Source organism: Bradyrhizobium amphicarpaeae (assembly GCF_002266435.3).
Taxonomy (GTDB): Bacteria; Pseudomonadota; Alphaproteobacteria; order Rhizobiales; family Xanthobacteraceae; genus Bradyrhizobium; species Bradyrhizobium amphicarpaeae.
On sequence record NZ_CP029426.2, the window covers coordinates 3,239,415 to 3,256,297 of the forward strand.

Annotated in this window: 17 protein-coding genes; 9 read left to right on the plus strand and 8 right to left on the minus strand. The window is 66.2% G+C overall.

Going from position 1 to position 16,883, the window contains the following annotated elements:
- Positions 1 to 167: 167 nt before the first annotated feature.
- The 7 genes from fabD to gmk all read left to right on the plus strand — a co-directional run bounded on the left by fabD (position 168) and on the right by gmk (position 6,863).
- Positions 168 to 1,127: an ACP S-malonyltransferase gene (gene fabD, locus CIT40_RS14870; RefSeq protein WP_094896675.1), complete on the plus strand. Its 960-nt coding sequence runs from the start codon at positions 168 to 170 to the stop codon at positions 1,125 to 1,127.
- Between the two features lie 11 nt (positions 1,128 to 1,138).
- Positions 1,139 to 1,876, plus strand: coding sequence for a 3-oxoacyl-[acyl-carrier-protein] reductase (fabG, locus tag CIT40_RS14875; protein ID WP_094896676.1), 738 nt, complete (start codon positions 1,139 to 1,141; stop codon positions 1,874 to 1,876).
- Between the two features lie 312 nt (positions 1,877 to 2,188).
- Complete coding sequence (locus tag CIT40_RS14880) at positions 2,189 to 2,428, plus strand: acyl carrier protein (RefSeq protein WP_008551805.1); 240 nt, start codon at positions 2,189 to 2,191, stop codon at positions 2,426 to 2,428.
- 108 nt (positions 2,429 to 2,536) lie between these two features.
- Positions 2,537 to 3,802 (plus strand): beta-ketoacyl-ACP synthase II, encoded by a 1,266-nt coding sequence (gene fabF, locus CIT40_RS14885; RefSeq protein ID WP_094896677.1) that lies wholly within the window; start codon positions 2,537 to 2,539, stop codon positions 3,800 to 3,802.
- A gap of 126 nt (positions 3,803 to 3,928) precedes the next feature.
- On the plus strand, positions 3,929 to 5,197 hold the full coding sequence (gene mltG, locus CIT40_RS14890) for an endolytic transglycosylase MltG (protein WP_094896678.1): 1,269 nt from the start codon (positions 3,929 to 3,931) through the stop codon (positions 5,195 to 5,197).
- A 115-nt stretch (positions 5,198 to 5,312) separates the two neighbouring features.
- Entirely contained in the window at positions 5,313 to 6,200 is an 888-nt protein-coding gene (locus CIT40_RS14895; RefSeq protein ID WP_094896679.1) for a YicC/YloC family endoribonuclease, read from the plus strand.
- A gap of 3 nt (positions 6,201 to 6,203) precedes the next feature.
- Positions 6,204 to 6,863: a guanylate kinase gene (gene gmk, locus CIT40_RS14900; RefSeq protein WP_094896680.1), complete on the plus strand. Its 660-nt coding sequence runs from the start codon at positions 6,204 to 6,206 to the stop codon at positions 6,861 to 6,863.
- On the opposite strand, the gene CIT40_RS14905 is transcribed toward gmk, so the two are convergent.
- The 3 genes from CIT40_RS14905 to CIT40_RS14915 form a co-directional block, all read right to left on the minus strand.
- A complete protein-coding gene (locus CIT40_RS14905) occupies positions 6,796 to 7,986 on the minus strand; it encodes a hypothetical protein (RefSeq protein WP_162307495.1) in 1,191 nt (396 codons plus the stop codon). The genes gmk and CIT40_RS14905 overlap by 68 nt on opposite strands.
- Positions 7,987 to 8,138: 152 nt before the next feature.
- Positions 8,139 to 8,645: a hypothetical protein gene (locus tag CIT40_RS14910; RefSeq protein WP_094896682.1), complete on the minus strand. Its 507-nt coding sequence runs from the start codon at positions 8,643 to 8,645 to the stop codon at positions 8,139 to 8,141.
- Between the two features lie 28 nt (positions 8,646 to 8,673).
- Positions 8,674 to 10,014, minus strand: coding sequence for a caspase family protein (locus CIT40_RS14915; RefSeq protein WP_094896683.1), 1,341 nt, complete (start codon positions 10,012 to 10,014; stop codon positions 8,674 to 8,676).
- A gap of 1,250 nt (positions 10,015 to 11,264) precedes the next feature.
- Here CIT40_RS14915 and CIT40_RS14920 point away from each other — a divergent pair.
- Entirely contained in the window at positions 11,265 to 12,545 is a 1,281-nt protein-coding gene (locus CIT40_RS14920; protein ID WP_094896780.1) for an amidohydrolase family protein, read from the plus strand.
- 171 nt (positions 12,546 to 12,716) lie between these two features.
- Here CIT40_RS14920 and CIT40_RS14925 read toward each other — a convergent pair whose 3' ends face one another.
- Positions 12,717 to 13,418 (minus strand): Crp/Fnr family transcriptional regulator, encoded by a 702-nt coding sequence (locus tag CIT40_RS14925; protein WP_094896684.1) that lies wholly within the window; start codon positions 13,416 to 13,418, stop codon positions 12,717 to 12,719.
- 17 nt (positions 13,419 to 13,435) lie between these two features.
- A complete protein-coding gene (locus CIT40_RS14930) occupies positions 13,436 to 13,675 on the minus strand; it encodes a hypothetical protein (RefSeq protein WP_094896685.1) in 240 nt (79 codons plus the stop codon).
- A gap of 155 nt (positions 13,676 to 13,830) precedes the next feature.
- Between CIT40_RS14930 and CIT40_RS14935 the strand changes: the two genes are divergently transcribed.
- Positions 13,831 to 14,568 (plus strand): Crp/Fnr family transcriptional regulator, encoded by a 738-nt coding sequence (locus CIT40_RS14935; protein ID WP_094896686.1) that lies wholly within the window; start codon positions 13,831 to 13,833, stop codon positions 14,566 to 14,568.
- 12 nt (positions 14,569 to 14,580) lie between these two features.
- Here CIT40_RS14935 and CIT40_RS14940 read toward each other — a convergent pair whose 3' ends face one another.
- The 3 genes from CIT40_RS14940 to CIT40_RS14950 all read right to left on the minus strand — a co-directional run bounded on the left by CIT40_RS14940 (position 14,581) and on the right by CIT40_RS14950 (position 16,856).
- Positions 14,581 to 15,297 (minus strand): Crp/Fnr family transcriptional regulator, encoded by a 717-nt coding sequence (locus CIT40_RS14940; protein WP_094896687.1) that lies wholly within the window; start codon positions 15,295 to 15,297, stop codon positions 14,581 to 14,583.
- A 187-nt stretch (positions 15,298 to 15,484) separates the two neighbouring features.
- The gene (locus CIT40_RS14945; protein ID WP_094896781.1) at positions 15,485 to 15,721 is read right to left on the minus strand and encodes a hypothetical protein; all 237 of its coding nucleotides are present in this window, start codon (positions 15,719 to 15,721) and stop codon (positions 15,485 to 15,487) included.
- A 76-nt stretch (positions 15,722 to 15,797) separates the two neighbouring features.
- Positions 15,798 to 16,856 (minus strand): alcohol dehydrogenase, encoded by a 1,059-nt coding sequence (locus CIT40_RS14950; RefSeq protein WP_094896688.1) that lies wholly within the window; start codon positions 16,854 to 16,856, stop codon positions 15,798 to 15,800.
- Positions 16,857 to 16,883 lie beyond the last annotated feature (27 nt).

Sequence of the window (16,883 nt, forward strand, 5' to 3'; positions counted from 1 at the left end):
ATGCCAGCCAGGATTTCCATCGCGGCTTGACAGTCCGGCCTCTGACAGTGTCTACGGCCCCCTTTGGAGCATGATCCGGAACCATGGCCCAGGGCCGTGCGTAAAGGCCGCGTGCAATCGGCTGCCGGTTCCCAAGAGGGATCGTGCCCGACAAGCAGGGAGCGCCGATGACGGCTGCATTCACATTTCCTGGGCAGGGTTCCCAGGCGGTCGGCATGGGCAAGGCCCTGGCCGACGCCTTTCCGGCGGCGCGCGCCGTGTTCGACGAGGTCGATGCCGCGCTCGGAGAGAAGCTGACGGCGATCATCTGGGATGGTCCGGCCGAAACCCTTCAGCTCACCCAGAACGCCCAGCCGGCGCTGATGGCGGTTTCGATCGCCACCTTGCGAGTGTTGGAAGCTGAAGCGGGTTTTTCCGTGGGGCGGGATGCCGCCTTCGTCGCCGGCCACTCGCTCGGTGAATATTCGGCGCTGGCTGCGGCCGGCAGCCTGACGATTTCGGATACCGCCCGTCTGCTTCGCACCCGCGGTCTCGCAATGCAAAAGGCCGTCCCGGTCGGCGCCGGCGCGATGGCTGCGCTGCTCGGCCTCGATTACGAGGCTGCCATCGCGGTCGCGGACGAGGCGGCGCAGGGGCAGGTCTGCCAGGCCGCCAACGACAATGGCGGCGGGCAGGTGGTCGTCTCCGGCGACAAGGCTGCGGTCGATCGCGCCGTCGAGATTGCCAAGACCAAGGGCGCCAAGCGCGCGATGTTGCTGCCGGTCTCCGCCCCGTTCCACTGCAAGCTGATGCAGCCCGCCGCCGACGCCATGGCGGAAGCGCTCTCGAAGGTCACGATCAAGGCGCCGGCTGCGCCGCTGGTGTCGAACGTGCTGGCGAGCGCCATCACCGATCCCGACGAGATCCGCCGCCGCCTGGTCGAGCAGGTCACCGGCACCGTGCGCTGGCGCGAGTCGGTTGCCTATATGGCAGGGCAGGGCGTTACGCGTTTCTTCGAGATCGGCGCCGGCAAGGTGCTGACGGGACTCGTCAAGCGTATTGCCGACGGCGCTGTCGGCGTTGCCGTGGGCGGCCCCAACGACATTGCTGCCGCCAAGGATGCATTGGCCGCTGCGAAGCAGGGCTAGAGGAGTTATCGATGTTCGATCTGACTGGCAAAAAGGCGCTCGTCACCGGCGCGACCGGCGGCATCGGCGGCGCGATCGCGCAGGCGCTGCATGCGCAGGGCGCGACCGTTGCGATCTCGGGAACGCGCAAGGAAGTGCTGGATGAGCTGGCCGGCAAGCTCGGCGAGCGCACCTTTGTCCTGCCTTGCAATCTCTCCAAGGCCGACGAGGTCGAGGCGCTGGTGCCCGCTGCGGAAGCGGCCATGGGCCAGGTCGACATCCTCGTCGCCAATGCCGGCATCACCCGCGACAATCTCTTCGTGCAGCTCCGTGACGAGGATTGGGAGGAGGTCATCAACATCAACCTGACCTCGACTTTCCGCCTGGCGCGTGCCGCCACCAAGCTGATGATGCGCAAGCGCTTCGGCCGCATCATCGCCATCACGTCGGTGGTCGGCGTCACCGGCAATCCCGGGCAGGGCAATTATACTGCATCGAAGGCGGGCCTGATCGGCATGATCAAGACGCTGGGGGCCGAATACGCCAAGCGCGGCGTCACCGCCAACTGCATCGCGCCGGGCTTCATCAAGACGCCAATGACCGATGCGCTGAACGACAAGCAGCGCGAAACGATTCTGACCAGGGTTCCGGCCGCCCGCCTGGGGACGCCCGAGGACATCGCCGCGGCTGCCGTCTACCTGAGTTCAAACGAAGCAGCCTACGTGACCGGGCAGACGATCCACGTCAACGGCGGTATGGCCATGATCTGACGTCTCGCTCCGCACTGCCCCTCGGGGCGGCCGGGATGCGGCAAACGGCCGTTTCCGGAGCGAAATGAGGCTTGTAGTCAAGGCAATTGAAGTATGATAACCGGACCTTCAACGGATGGGCAAAGAACGCCATTGCAGGTTTTTGAAACCCTGTATATTGGCGATGCGGAGCCTTGGCCGACGTTCGCCGGGTCCTGTATCGGTTAGCATGGGGCCAAATCAAAGTTCGTAAGCGAAGGCAAGTAACGCGACCACGACGGCTCGTATCGTCCCGGGGGGTCGGGTCTACAGGGAACAACACGAGGTTATGCAATGAGTGACATTGGCGAACGGGTTAAGAAGATCGTGGTCGAACACCTTGGTGTTGAACCCGAGAAGGTTGTCGACAACGCGAGCTTCATCGACGACCTCGGCGCCGACAGTCTGGACACCGTCGAGCTGGTGATGGCGTTCGAAGAAGAATTCGGTTGCGAGATTCCGGACGACGCCGCGGAAACGATTCTCACCGTCGGCGACGCCACGAAATTTCTCGAGAAGAACGCGAAGAGCTAAGGCTCTTCATTTTCGCGGGGACAACATTGAAACCGGACGGGCCGCTTCCCAGCGGTCAGCCGGTTTCTTGCTATTGGCCGTGAATCTTTCGATGCGGAGTTTTCGGATATGAGGCGGGTCGTCGTCACGGGTCTCGGCATGGTCTCGCCACTCGGCTGTGGCGTCGAGCCGACCTGGAAGCGCATCCTCAACGGCGAAAGCGGTGCACGCAGGATCGAGAGCTTCGACACCTCCGATCTGCAGACCAGATACGCCTGCACCGTCGTGCGCGGCGACGGCACCAACGACAGCTTCAATCCCGATATCTGGATGGAGCCGAAAGACCAGCGCAAGGTCGACGACTTCATCATCTTCGGCATGGCGGCTGCGGGCCAGGCGCTCGACGATGCCAATTGGCATCCCGAATCCGAAGAGGACAAATGCGCGACCGGAACCATGATCGGGTCCGGCATCGGTGGCCTCAGCGGTATCGCCGAGACCGCGATCCTCCTGAAGGAACGCGGGCCTCGCCGGGTGTCGCCGTTCTTCATTCCGGGCCGCCTGATCAATCTCGCCTCCGGCTACGTCTCGATCAAGCACGGGCTGAAGGGACCGAACCATTCGGTGGTCACGGCCTGTTCGACCGGCGCACATGCCGTCGGCGATGCCGCCCGCCTGATCGCGTTGGGCGATGCCGACGTGATGGTCGCAGGCGGCGCCGAATCGCCCATCAGCCGCATCGGCATTGCCGGCTTCAACGCTGCGCGTGCGCTCTCGACCGGATTCAACGACACACCCGAGAACGCCTCGCGACCCTACGACAAGGACCGCGACGGTTTCGTGATGGGCGAGGGCGCTGGCGTCCTCGTGCTGGAAGAGCTCGAGCACGCCCGGCGCCGCGGCGCCAGGATCTATGCCGAGGTGATTGGCTATGGCCTGTCGGGTGATGCCTATCACATCACGTCGCCGTCGCCCGACGGCGATGGCGGATTCCGCAGCATGTCAGCCGCGCTCAAGCGCGCCGGCCTGACCGCCTCCGATCTCGACTATATCAACGCGCACGGCACCTCGACGCCGCTCGGCGACGAAATCGAGCTCGGTGCCGTCGAGCGCCTGCTCGGCAATGCCGCCTCCAAGGTTGCGATGTCCTCGACCAAATCGTCGACGGGGCATCTGCTCGGCGCGGCCGGTGCGATCGAAGCAATCTTCGCCATTCTCGCGATTCGCGATAATGTCGTGCCGCCGACCATCAATCTCGACAATCCGTCGGTGGAGACCGCGATCGATCTCGTGCCGCACACGGCGAAGCAGCGAGAGGTCAACGTCGCCTTGTCGAACTCGTTTGGTTTTGGCGGTACCAATGCGTCGGTGATCCTCCGGCGCTTGGTCAGTTAGATTGAGTTTGAGACGAATCCACCGTTTTGCCGTATTCGGCGATAGTCATGGAAGTGGGCGCGTGCATTTGTCAGGGCAAGCGATTGTCGGGCCGCGGTTTGAACCGGCAGGATTCAGGTTGTTTCGATGAGTGAAAGGCCGCCCATTTCGCCCCGGAGTCCGCGGGCAGCGCTCGAGCCCGAGCAGCTCCCGCCGCCGCCGAAGCGGTCGGAGCGTGCGCGCAATCCTTTCGTGGTCGTCGGCAACGCCATCATCACCCTTCTGCTGGTCGCCATGCTCGGCGCCGGCGGTCTCTATTATTACGGCCGGCAGGTGCTCGAGGCGCCCGGGCCGCTGAAGGACGACAAGATCGTCAACATCCCGCAGCGCGCGGGCAAGCGCGACATCGCCGAGACGCTGAACCGCGAAGGCGTCACGGACGTCAATCCGTGGGTGTTCATCGCCAGCGTCGCCGCATTGAAGGCGAGTTCGGACCTCAAGCCGGGCGAGTATTCGTTCCAGAAGAACGCTTCGCTCCGCGACGTCATCGCCACCATCGTCGAGGGCAAGGTGGTGCAGCATGCCGTCACGATTCCGGAAGGGCTCACCTCCGAGCAGATCGTGGCACGTCTGTCCGACAACGACATCTTCACCGGCAGCGTGCGCGAGCTGCCGCGCGAAGGTACGCTGCTGCCGGAGACGTACAAGTTCCCGCGCGGCACTCCGCGCGAGCAGGTGATCCAGCGCATGCAGCAGGCGCACAAGCGTGTGCTCGCCGAGATCTGGGAACGTCGCAATCAGGACATTCCGGTCAAGACGCCGGAGCAGCTGGTGACGCTGGCCTCGATCGTCGAGAAGGAAACCGGCAAGCCCGACGAGCGCAGCCGGGTCGCCGCGGTGTTCACCAACCGGCTGAAGCAGCGCATCAAGCTGCAGTCCGATCCGACCATCATCTACGGCATCGTCGGCGGCAAGGGCACCCTGGGCCGGCCGATCAAGCGCAGCGAGATCACGCAGCCGTCGCCCTACAACACCTATGTGATCGAGGGCCTGCCGCCGGGTCCGATCGCCAATCCCGGCCGCGCCTCGCTTGAGGCCGCCGCCAATCCGGCGCGCACCCGCGACCTCTTCTTCGTCGCCGACGGCACTGGCGGGCACGCCTTTACCGAGACCTACGACGCGCACCAGAAGAACGTCGCCAAGCTCCGCGCGATGGAGAAGCAGATCCAGAACGACACGGTGGAGCCGGCCGAGGATGCGCCGCCGCCCGCCGTCGCCGCGCCCGGAGCTGCCGATACGCCGACGGCGACCACGCCGGTGCGCCCCAATCAGCAGAAGAGGCCGCCGGCGGCGCGCCCCGCGGCGCCGGCGCGGCAGGGCGCGGTGCAACCCTCGCCACCGGTGGTCCAGCGCTAGGCGCGCTGCAGACCTGCCGGCGGACTTTGCGGATTCCCCTTTCCTGCAAAATAGTCTTAAGTTTCGCGTGGCTTGATGCCCCGCGAATCCCGCGTTTTTTGGAGAATTTGACCTGATGGCGCTGTCGTCCATGACCGGCTTTGCCCGAAGCCACGGCGCAAGCGGGCCGTACACGTTCGAATGGGAATTGAAGTCGGTCAACGCCAAGGGCTTTGACCTCCGGGTGCGGCTGCCGCAGGGGTTCGACGAGCTCGAGGCGCACGCCAAGAAGCGCGCCGGCGAGCTTCTGTCGCGCGGCACCGTCTACGCCAATCTCACCGTCAAGCGCGCCAACGCCGCTGCGAGCGTCCGCGTCAACGAGGACGTGCTCAATGCCGTCCTGAAGGCCGCCTCCGCCATCGCCGGCAAGGTCGATGCGGTGGCGCCGAGCGTCGATGGCCTGCTGGCCATCAAGGGCGTGATCGAGGTCGCCGAGCCCGAGGGTGACGAGGAGGAGGACAAGGCCGCGCGCGCGGCTGCCGCCGAAGCCTTCGACAAGGCGCTGGCCGAACTCGTCGAGATGCGCAAGCGCGAGGGCACCTCGCTCGGGCAGATCCTGACCCAGCGGGTCGACGAGGTCGAGCAACTCGCGAAGAAGGCGGAAAGCTCGCCCGGCCGCAAGCCGGAGGCGATCAAGGCGAGGCTCGCCGAGCAGATCGCAAGCCTGCTCGACACCTCCGACCGTTTCGATTCCGACCGCCTGATGCAGGAGGCGATCCTGATCGCCACCAGGGCCGACATCCGCGAGGAACTCGACCGCATCGCCTCCCACATCGCGCAGGCGCGCGAGCTGATCGGCAAGGGCGGCCCGATCGGCCGCAAGCTCGACTTCCTGGCGCAGGAGTTTCATCGCGAGGTCAACACCTGCTGCTCGAAGTCGAACGACATCGAGCTGACCAATACGGGGCTCGCCATGAAGAACGTGGTCGAGCAGTTCCGCGAGCAGGTCCAGAATCTGGAGTGATCGATGACGAGCGGGGCTCACGGAACTGACGGTGTCGAGCGGCGCGGCTTGATGTTCGTGCTGTCCTCGCCCTCGGGCGCGGGCAAGACGACGCTGTCGCGTCTCCTGATGGACCGGATGTCCGGCCTGAGAATGTCGGTCTCCGCCACCACGCGCGCGAAGCGGCCGGGCGAGGTCGACGGCAAGGACTATCTGTTCGTCGACAAGCCGCGCTTCGAGGCGATGGTGAAGGGCGACGAACTGCTGGAATGGGCCACCGTGTTCGACAACAGCTACGGCACGCCGCGTGGCCCGGTCGAAGCCGCGCTGTCCGCCGGGCAGGACGTGCTGTTCGACATCGACTGGCAGGGCACGCAGCAGCTGCGCGAAAAGGCGCGCGCCGACGTCGTCAGCGTCTTCATCCTGCCGCCGTCGGCGGCCGATCTGGAGAAGCGGCTGCATTCGCGTGCGCAAGATTCCGACGAGGTGATCCGCAAGCGGATGAGCCGCGCCAGCCACGAGATGAGCCACTGGGCCGAGTACGACTACATCGTCATCAACCACGACGTCGACGAGGCCTTCGCCGAGGTGCAGTCGATCCTGAAGGCCGAACGGCTCAAGCGCGAGCGGCGGACTGGCCTCGTTGGTTTCGTGCGAGGTTTGCAAGGGCAGCTTCAGGCCTAGGCTGCGGCCGCTGCGGCCCTTGCGTCGCCAGGCGTTCCAGCATCGCGGTGATCACGTCGACGTCGACGGCATCCTCGATCTGCACATCTTCGTCGCGATGGTCTTCGTCGCGAGCGACCGGCTTTTCGGCGTCGGTCTTCCGGGCTGCCAGCCGAGGCGCGGCTTCGATCTCGAAGACGCCGTTGAAGATGTCGGCCTCGTCGAGTTCGGCGGCCTCGCTGCGCACGGCGGCGGATTGCGCCGCGATCCTGCCGATCTCCCGGGTGAAGGCCGCGAGTTGCGCGGTCTGCTGCGGCCGCGCTTCATCGAAGTCGACCGGGCGCGGTCGCGCGTCCGGCGTCGCAGCGAGCCAGGGTGCGTGGCTTACGTCCTGGTCCTGCGTGCCCCAATCGTCCCAATGCCCGCGGCGCTCGGCGGCCTGGACGCGAATGCGACCGCCGGCGAAGCGGTAGATGACGCTGGCGAGCAGGCCGGCGAGCGCCAGCGCGCCGCCGATCACCAGCAGCAGCATCTGCAGCGAGCCGGCCGGTCTTTCGATGGTGCTGTCTGCAGCGGCCTGGGCCAACGGCGCGGGAGGCTTTGCCGGCTTCGCGCTCGGCGGCGCAGCGGTTGCGACGGGAGCAGGCTGCGGCGTCGGCGGTGCGACTGCGGTCGAGACATCGGGCCAGGGCGTGGCGACGGCAGGTTGCTGCGGGCCGCTGTCGGTGGCCTGGTCCGGCGTCTGTTGCGCCGGCGTCGAGGCTGCGGCTTGCGCGACGGCATTCGACGTCTTGGAGGTGACACCGCTCCGCGGCGTCAGATATTCGGCTCGCGCGTCCTGCACCATATGCTGCTGCGGCGGCGCTGGATCCGTCGCGGGTGTGTCGGTCGTCGCCTGCGCGGCCTGCGTGACCTTGCCGCCTTCGGCGCGCAGATACCAGCATTGCCGCTTGGTCGTGCGCTCGAGACGATAGTGCCAGTGTTGCCCCTGCGGTGCTGTGCCCTTCGGCGAGGCAAGGCAGTCGGCGGCTGCATTCGCCGTGGCGGGCGCGCTCGGCGCGGTCTGCGACACGGCGGCCAGTGGCGCGCCGGCAACGATACTGCCGATCAGCGCGGAAACGAATTTTGCGGTGCGGTTGCCCATCCTGGTCTCCCGGTTACGCATGACGCAACTCTCAACCAGCCCGTTGTCATCAAAGACTTGGGTGGCAATGAGCCGCAAATCCGGAGAGGATGTGGCTTGAATTGGGCCTGAGGGGCGTCCGTTCTGCTGCGAAATCGGACGTCTTTCCGGCGTTACTGCTTCGCCGAGCTCCAGGTTCCGCCGCAGCCATCGGAGCGGCGCCAGGTTCCGGACCCGCTGCGCGCGCCGAGGCGTCCGGAGCCGGTGAAGGTCACGCCGTCGCCTTGGCCTACCGTGCTGACCGAACCGCTGGGGCTGACGGTGCCAGTGACACCTTGGCCGATCACCTTGCCCGACGAGACCACGACCGCGCCCGACGTGGTGCCGCCGCAGCCGACGCTGGTCACAATCCAGGCGCCGTCGAAGCCGCCGCCACCTCCGCCACTTCCGCCGCCGCCGCTTCGCCGTGACGACGAGCGCGGCTCGTCAGCCGCCGGCTTGCTCCGCCGCGCGGGTGCGGCTGGCTCCGCCGAGCGATCCTGACGCGAGCCGGACATCGACTTCTCGTCGTTGCCGATCGAGCCGCCGGCGCTGCCGGACTGGGCGACGACCGGTGATGAGGCGATGGCGGCGGTGAGGAGGACGGCGAAGGCAATCGTACGGATCACGACAACAGGCATGAGCAAACATCCAAATTCAAAAATGGTATCAGCGGCCGGAGCCGTCGGCGCAGACGGATCCGATAATGCGGCAAGCTTTGCCAGCCTTGCCGCATTCGTCAAGCGCGGCGTCCCTGGCGCGCTGCACGCCCTCGCGCTGGACCAGCGACCAGGACTTGTCGGAGATCGCAAACGCACCGCAGCTTCTGCCGTAGAAGGACAGCTCGATCGGGCATTTGGCGCCGGCGCAATTGCCGCGCGCATCCGCCACCGCCGCGCGCCGCGAGGCGTGGTTCCACGAGATGCCCCATTTGCTGTTGTCCGGACCGTAAACGATCGAGCCCCAGGGCTTGAGATCCTCCATCTTGCGCATGCGCAGCAGCAAGCCTTCGGTAGCTTCACCCGTCGGCGTCATCGAGATCCGCTGTTGCAGCTTGGTGACGGCGCGCGTCAGGCCGTCGGGCGTATCAGGGTCGAAATTGAGCTCGTAGAGCCGCTCGCTGAGCTCACTGAGCAGGGCGGCATCGCGCAAGGGGACGCGATCGGGATCGGCACGCAGGCGCTCCGCCGGCAGGGGATCGGGCTGCATCGCCGCGATTTTGGGCGGGCCGGTTTCGGTCGGAGCGACGAAATAGAAGGTGCCGTCGATCGGCGAGGACGACACCCAGGGCTGCTGCGCGCCCGCGGTGGCGCGCTTCACGGCGAGGCCGACCTGGTTGAAGGTCTGGAACACGTCGAGGCCAGCGGTCCGGATCGTCGTCGCCAGCGCCTTCGTATAAGGGCTGTGACCGTCGGCGCCGTCCTGCGCGACATTGCCGGGCTGCGTCGCGTAGGAGATCAGCGTGCCCTCGGGCGCGCGCATCTGCGCAAGGCCGCCGTCCGTGGCGCGCAAGCCGCGCGAGCCGAACGGATTGTTGCGGCAGGCGTCCAGGATCACGAGGTTGAGCCGCGTGCCCGAGCCCTGCATCTGGCGCAGCACGAGGTTGACGTCGGTCATCTGGAAATCGACGTCCGCCTCGCGCGTCGGATTGGCGCCGACGGGCACGAGAAAGTTGGAGCCGGCGATCTGCACGCCGTGGCCGGCGTAGTAGAACAGCGCGACGTCGGCGCCCTGGACCTGGCGGCCGAAGTTCTGCACCGCGATGTCCATCGCGCCCTTGTCGAGATCGAGCTGGGCGCGGCCACCGACCAGCGTGAAGCCGAGCAGGCCCAGCGTCTCCGCCATCAGGCTCGCATCCTTGGAGGGATTGTCCAGCGGCGTGATGTTCTTGTAGGCGGAGTTGCCGACCACCAGCGCGATGCGCTTCTCGGCCGATGCCGGGTGTGCGGTGACGACCAGCAAGGCCAGCGCTGCCAGCCCTAAGACGCGATTTAAAATCCTCGCGCGCATCGAAATTCCCCAAAATAATGGCGCCAGTCTAGCAGCCCGCCGCGCGGGCGAAAAGTGGTGTGAGAGAGGGGAGCGGGCTCGTGTCCCGGACAAGCTGCAACGCGCATGCGTTGCGGCGCAGAGCCGGGACCCAGCGCTTAGGATTTCGCTGCGACATGGGCCCCGGCTCAGCAGCGCACCGCACCGGACGATGCTTCGCATCGCCGGGGGCGTTGCGCTGCGTCCGGGGCACGAGAGCGGAGTGTGACGCTCGCTCGGAGCAAAGTTCACTGTCCGCGTCCTCCAATGTTCAGCTCAACTTGCAGACACGTCATCGCGATCTCGCGGCGCATTCGCCCGAGGCCTGCTGTCGTTTCGCGCTCTTTGAAAGGCCAAAGGGCGCAGGGAAGGCCGGGCGCCGGCGGCACCCGCAATCCGTGCGCAACAAAAATGCACACGGGGTGGACCACAGGTGTTGCCGGTCGCCCGGCCTTCCCTGCGCGGATGGTTTTAACGGTGTCCTTCGCGCTCTCCTCGGGGAGCGATGCACTATTGCCCCCGTCGCCTTGCGGATGGCTGATGCGCGTGCCCGGTCGGGCCGCCGCATCACCGCTAAGGCTTGACGCCAGAACCTCGGGCGTCAGGACCACACGACTTCTCCGTCCGCGGACGATCCCATCGACAGATCCGGAGGCTTGCGTGTGCTCACCCTCGGGCATCAACGAGGTCGCTGTGACCGCGCCGTGTCGTATGCGCGTTGTGTCGGGACTCAACGGTCGCCCGTCCCCGTCCCCACGCAATCGCGCCGGCGCTACCGCGTCCACCGCACCCCGGCCCGCATCTCGTGACGATCGCGAAGCGCCCCTCTGGCAGGGGCCGGGATGGCGCCTCTATGCCACAAATCCGAAATTCGGGAAAGTGGAATATTTTTGACGCAAGGGCTTGACCGGGTGTTTTGCCCGACGCCTCTCCGGGCCGCCGTCAGTTCTGTTTGCGTTGCTGCATGGCGGAAACGCGCCCCATCGACGCGAATGACCCGGCGCCCCGGCGAGCGTGCTCGCTTAGTCAGTGCTCGTCCGGGAAGGTTCACGCGATTCCGGAAAATTTCGCGGCTCCTCAGGGCCCGTATACGGTCATAGGATCGGATCATCCGCGCGAAGATGCGTCAATTCCAATCCCGTTCATTCCGATCTCGGACGTTGGCGGCGGAAGCGCATCTGCTCGTCGAAGCGGGGCTTGGCCAAGAACAAAAAGCGCAAGGGGGGACCATCATGTCCGTGTTGTCACGCCGCGATTTCCTGGCACTTTCGACGTCCGCCGCGATTGCCGGCCTCGCCGCGCCCGCGCGCGCCGCGATGGGACCGAACGACAAGTACGATCTGGTAATCCGGGGCGGCGAGGTGCTCGACCCCAGCCAGTCGCTGCGAGCCAGACGCGATATCGGCATCCGCTGGGGCATGATCGAAACGGTGCAGGAGGCGATCCCCGCCGAGCGCGCGCTGAAGAGCATCGACGCGTCGGGCAAGCTGGTGATGCCCGGTCTGATCGATCTGCATTCTCACGTCTATCCCTACGGCTCCGCCATCGGCATTCCCGCCGACGAGCTGGTGCAATTCCAGGGCACGACGACCGTCGTCTCCGCGGGCGACGCCGGGGTCAACAATCTGGCGGCGTTGCGTCGCTTCATCGTCGCCCAGACGCGGGCGCGAATTTACGCCTTCGTCCATATCGCCAATAACGGCCTGTCGGCGTTTCCGGTCGCCGAGCTTTACAACATCGACAATGCGCAGACCGAAGCCTGCGCCATGGCGCTGGCCGAGAACCCGGACTTCCTTCTCGGCGTCAAAGTGCGGATGTCGGAGAACGTGATCTACAAGCACGGGCTCGAGCCACTGAAGCGCGGCATCCAAGCTTGCGAGATGTGCGGCTGGCCGGCCAAGATGATGGTGCATATCGGCGGCGTCGAATCCAAGGAGCTGATGTCGCAGATTCTCGACCTGCTGCGCCCGGGCGACGTGCTGACCCATGCCTATTCGGGCGCGCCCAACATGTCCAACGCCTTCACCAATATCGTCCAGGAGGGCAAGCTGCTGCCTGCAGCCCTGGCGGCCAAGCAGCGTGGCGTCATCTTCGACGTCGGTCATGGCGGCGGCAGCTTCGATTTCACCGTGGCGGAAGTCGCGATCCCCGGGGGATGCACACCGGACACGATCTCCTCCGATATCCACGTCTTCTCCGGCAATTCGCCGGGCATTCCGTTCCTGCCGAATGTGATGAGCAAGTTCATGACGCTGGGCTTCACGCTGGAGCAGGTGGTTGCGATGGCCACCACGGCGCCGGCGAGGATCATCAACCGCGCGCCGAATATCGGCACGCTGCAAGTCGGCGCGCCCGGCGACGTCGCCATCATGGAACTGGTGGAGGGGCCGGTCAGCTTCGTCGACACCCGCAACAACAAGAGGGACGGCAAGGCCCAGCTCAAGCCGATCCAGACCGTCATCAACGGTGTGCCGTTCGGCCGGCCCTATCAGGCGCCGTTCGCAGTGAGATAGAGAACACTCCCGCTCCCGCTTGAACAAGCGGGAGAGGCGGAGCGTGATGCAGTTGCTAGGCATCGCCCGAGAGGTGGTCCGCTGCTCACGGCATGGCGGACGGCGCGGCTGCGATCGCGGCCCGACGGGTAGCGCTTCCGCTCGCCCATCCTCCGCGCTCATGCATCGCGCTCAGGTCAGATAGTCGGGCGTGAAATCGGCGAGCCTGCGCAACTCGTCAGGCTGCAGCAGCTCGATCTCGCTGCCCTCCCATGCGATCAATCGGCGATGCCGCAATTCCTGGATGGTGCGGTTGACGTGCACGATCGACAGGCCGCAGGCATCGGCGACGTGGCGCTGCGTCATCGGCATCTGGAAGCAGCCGTCCTTGAGAAGGCCGACGATCTCCAGCCGTGCTGCGAGCTCGCAGATCAGATGCGCGACCTTCGGCAGGGCCGGCTGCGCGCCGAGGCGGGCGATCCATTGCCGCGAGATCGCCGCGTCGATCAGGGTCTCGCGCCAGAACGCGCGGGTCAGATGGATCGAGCCGTCGAGCAGCTGGCGGAGCTGGCTGTGTCCGACGTAGCCGACGACGGTCGGGCCGAGGCCGACGAGGTCGGCATCCATCGGCGAGACCAACAGCGTGTGCAGGCAGGGCATGTCGCCGGGAACGTGGAACGCCAGGATCTGGCTGCGGTCGCCGACGATGCGGGCCTGGTAGAGGAAGCCGCTGACGACGAAGACGCTGCGCGAGGCGGCCTCGCCTTGGCGCAGCACGATCTCGCCGTCCGCGACCTGACGCAGCGTGGAGGGGAGGTCCGCGATCTGCCGGCGTTCGTCCTCGGACAGGCCTTCGACGGCCTGAAGACGCGCGATGAACTTCGGATGCGGCATGGGCCTCGGGTCGTGCTTCAGCCGTCTCGCGGCGTTGATTCTTCGACGAAGCGCCGCGAGAGCTTTGCAAGGCTCCCGTCGGAGACCGGCGCAGAGCGGAACTCGCGGATGGCGCGGGCGAGTTCCTGATCGGACATCGGCCAAGCCGGATCCTTCAGCGTGCCGTTCTCGAAGGCATCGTTGATGCAGTCGAGGTGCGCGCTCGGATCCGATGCGAACAGATCGCGGATGCGGTCCAAAATCGTTGCAGGGCTCATGCCGGGCTCGGTTCGCAGTCAAGGGTGACGGGTTGGACGCGACGAGGTCAGGCCGTAAGCCGGTTAGCAACCTGTGGCTCCGTCTCGCGTTCTAGTCCGCTGAACCCAAGCCCGGCGTATCATTTGATAGAGCCGGTGCGATTTTTGGTGGTGCCATGGACAAAGCTCACGACGTGCTGATCCGGAACCTTTCCGAGCACACCGCGCTGGACGCGGAGGATCTTGCCGAGATCCGCGCGCTCACCTTCACGCAGCGCGATTTCGAGCCGAATGAGGATTTCATCCGTCAGGGCGAAGAGCCGGAACATTCGGCGCTGGTCGTTTCAGGCATGGTCGCGCGCTACCACCTGCTCGGCACCGGGGGGCGGCAATATCTGTCCTTCCACCTGACAGGCGACCTGCCGGATTCCCAGGCGCTGTTCATCGACCAGATGGATCACGGTCTGAGCGCTCTGGGACCGGCTACGGTGGCCTTCATCCCGCATCGCGAATTGTTCAGGGCTTTCCGGCGCCGCCCCACATTCGCGCACTCGGTCTGGCGCGAGACGCTGCGCGACGCCGCGATCTTTCGCGAGGCCATCACCAACAACAGCGCCCGGCCGATGCAGGCCCGCATGGCGCATCTGTTCTGCGAGCTGTTCTACCGCGCCCGCGCCGCGCAGCTCGTCCGCGGCAATCGCTTTCGCGTGCCGATCAGCCTGGCGCAGCTCGGCGAGACGCTGGGCATGGCGATCGCGACCGTGAACCGGACGCTCGCTGACCTCAGGCGGAGCGGCACGATGGATCTGCGCGACGGGGAGCTCATCGTCCTGAAATGGCGCGAGCTGCAGCGGCTCGGCGATTTCAACCCGGCCTATCTGCATCTGAAGCGCCAGTCGGCGCCCCAGGCCTGAGGCGATCGGGCGCTAGCCGCCGGCCGTTGCCGCGCCAAGCACCTCGTCGAAATGCTTCCTCACCCAATCGTTGCAGCAGCAGGCTCTGGCTTCGAGCGCGGTGCCGTCGAGGATCAGGATCGCGCCGCGGCGGGTCGCGAGGATGCGCCTGGCCTTGAACATCTGGATGACGCGGCTGGCATAGCTGCGGGAGACGCCGAGCATGCCGGCGAGCTGCTCGTGCGTGAGGGGGATCTCGGCCCCGCCGACACTCGCTTTCGCCGAGATGATCCACTTGGCGGCGCGCTGCTCGATCGAGTGGGCGGCGTTGCAGGCCGCGGTCTGCAGCAGCTGCGCGAACTGGCAGTCGGCGTAGCGTGAGAAGACCTCCTGGAGCGTCGCCGATCTCTGCTGCGCCTGCTCCAGCGCGCGCAGCGGCAGCCTGACCAGGGTGCCGCCCAGCTTCACGACGATGCGCGAATAAGCGAGCGAAGGGCTGCGGCCGGCGGCAAGGCCGACCGCACCCTCACGTCCCACCAGCAGGCTTTCGACCTCGCGATCGTCCTCGACCGGCACGGCGAACGATACCAGCGCGGGACCGCAGGGAAAATGCACCGCCGCAACCTCGTCGCCGGCGTGATGAAGGACGTGGCTCGCCGCGAGTTCGACCGGCTGGAGGTGAGGCGCGAGCAGTTCGAAATCCTGGGGGGTGAGCTGCCGGAGCAGATCGTTCGGGGGCCGACCGGTCACAGTTTCTTCTCTTGGCTGGCCGGGAATCGGCGCCAGCCAGAACCCTACGTTTCCGTGGCGGGACCGACGGTTCCAAAGTGCACACAAGGGCTCTTCAGCGGTCGAGAAGTTGGCGCGCGGGCGGTGCGAAGTCCGTCAGTTCGGCCGGCGGCCGCCGGGGGCAGTGACGATCATCACCCGAAGCGCATCATCCGAAGCGTGTTTGGCGATCCCACGCGGAGCGGTGCAGCACCGCGTGCGCGCGATAGGCGTCAATCGCCTTGTTGGCGAGCATCAGCTGCCGGCGTTCGCCGATCTTGAGCTGGGCTTCGATGGCGTCGAGAAGGACGTTGGCGCTCTCGTCGGGCGGGCCGAGCTCGCCGCTCTGCTCGAGGCAGCTCCAGGCGATGAAGAATGCGCTTTCGACGGTGCAACGAATGGTCATGCGCTGCCAACGCGGCGGGGCCGCAGGCGTTCCGCGCGGCAAGCGCGACTTGCGCCGGGCCCGCCGCAGCGACAAGTCAGTTCTTCAGGACGATGCGGCCGACGACCTTGCCGGCGCGCAGCTCGTCGATCCATTTCTGGACGTCGCCCATCGGCTCCTCGCGCATCGGCGTCGGCTTGATCTTGCCGGCGCGCGCCAGTGCCATCAGCTCCTGGGCCTCGGCGAGCGTGCCGACCATGAAGCCTTCGATGGTCATGCGCTTGTAGACCCATTGCACCATCGGCAGCGTGAATTGGCCGCCCATCAGGCCGGAGACCACGATCTTGCCGCCGCGCGCGGCGACCGCGACCGCAAAGGCCATCGACTTCTCGTTGCCGGCGAAATCGACGATCTCGTCGAAGCCGCCTTCGGTCTCCTTCAGGATGCGCTTGATCACGTCGGGCTCGGACGGGTCGTAGGCGACGGCGGCACCGTTGTTCAGCGCGGTATCGCGCGCGGCCGGCGAGAGGTCGGCGACCGTGATCGGCTGCTTGAACATCGCCTGCGCGAACGACAGGCCCATCATGCCGACGCCGCCGAGACCGATCAGCAAGAGGTTGCGCTGGCGGGGACGGTCGACCAGGCGCTTGAGCGCGCCATAGGCGGTGACGCCCGAGCACATCAAGGTCGCGGCCTGGTTGACGGGCAGGGGATCGTAGTCGAGCAGGTATTTCGCGTCGGGCACCAGCACGTGGGTGGCGAAGCCGCCGTCGATGGAGACGCCGAGGAAGCGCTGCTTGACGCAGAGATTCTCGTCGCCATTGGCGCAGTCGCGGCACTGGCCGCAGCCGATCCAGGGGAAGACGGCCTTCTTGGTGCCGACGAGGCCGGCCGGAACGTCCGGGCCGACTTCGTCGACGACACCTGCGATCTCGTGGCCGAGGGTAAAGGGCAGCGTCATGCCGCGCGTGGTGTCGAGCTTCTTGCCGCCGCCGAGATCGGCGTAGCCGTCCTGGATGTGCAGGTCGGAATGGCAGAGGCCGCAGCGCTCGATGCGCACCAGCACTTCGGCGCCTTTCGGCTTCGGCGTGTCGACGATGGTCTCGCACAAGGGCGCATCGAACTTGACCAGGGACTGCCGACGCATCAACGCCATATTTCTTCCTCCGAAATTATCTCATGG

What these genes read in the sequence shown, in the direction of transcription:
- fabD (WP_094896675.1), top strand. Translation starts at nt 168, where the DNA reads ATGACGGCTGCATTCACATTTCCTGGGCAGGGTTCCCAGGCGGTCGGC.
- CIT40_RS14905 (WP_162307495.1), bottom strand. Translation starts at nt 7,986, where the DNA reads ATGGGCAACCGCACCGCAAAATTCGTTTCCGCGCTGATCGGCAGTATC.
- CIT40_RS14880 (WP_008551805.1), top strand. Translation starts at nt 2,189, where the DNA reads ATGAGTGACATTGGCGAACGGGTTAAGAAGATCGTGGTCGAACACCTT.
- fabG (WP_094896676.1), top strand. Translation starts at nt 1,139, where the DNA reads ATGTTCGATCTGACTGGCAAAAAGGCGCTCGTCACCGGCGCGACCGGC.
- CIT40_RS14930 (WP_094896685.1), bottom strand. Translation starts at nt 13,675, where the DNA reads ATGAGCCCTGCAACGATTTTGGACCGCATCCGCGATCTGTTCGCATCG.
- CIT40_RS14910 (WP_094896682.1), bottom strand. Translation starts at nt 8,645, where the DNA reads ATGCCTGTTGTCGTGATCCGTACGATTGCCTTCGCCGTCCTCCTCACC.
- CIT40_RS14950 (WP_094896688.1), bottom strand. Translation starts at nt 16,856, where the DNA reads ATGGCGTTGATGCGTCGGCAGTCCCTGGTCAAGTTCGATGCGCCCTTG.
- CIT40_RS14915 (WP_094896683.1), bottom strand. Translation starts at nt 10,014, where the DNA reads ATGCGCGCGAGGATTTTAAATCGCGTCTTAGGGCTGGCAGCGCTGGCC.
- CIT40_RS14920 (WP_094896780.1), top strand. Translation starts at nt 11,265, where the DNA reads ATGTCCGTGTTGTCACGCCGCGATTTCCTGGCACTTTCGACGTCCGCC.
- CIT40_RS14895 (WP_094896679.1), top strand. Translation starts at nt 5,313, where the DNA reads ATGGCGCTGTCGTCCATGACCGGCTTTGCCCGAAGCCACGGCGCAAGC.
- CIT40_RS14925 (WP_094896684.1), bottom strand. Translation starts at nt 13,418, where the DNA reads ATGCCGCATCCGAAGTTCATCGCGCGTCTTCAGGCCGTCGAAGGCCTG.
- mltG (WP_094896678.1), top strand. Translation starts at nt 3,929, where the DNA reads ATGAGTGAAAGGCCGCCCATTTCGCCCCGGAGTCCGCGGGCAGCGCTC.
- gmk (WP_094896680.1), top strand. Translation starts at nt 6,204, where the DNA reads ATGACGAGCGGGGCTCACGGAACTGACGGTGTCGAGCGGCGCGGCTTG.
- fabF (WP_094896677.1), top strand. Translation starts at nt 2,537, where the DNA reads ATGAGGCGGGTCGTCGTCACGGGTCTCGGCATGGTCTCGCCACTCGGC.
- CIT40_RS14935 (WP_094896686.1), top strand. Translation starts at nt 13,831, where the DNA reads ATGGACAAAGCTCACGACGTGCTGATCCGGAACCTTTCCGAGCACACC.
- CIT40_RS14945 (WP_094896781.1), bottom strand. Translation starts at nt 15,721, where the DNA reads ATGACCATTCGTTGCACCGTCGAAAGCGCATTCTTCATCGCCTGGAGC.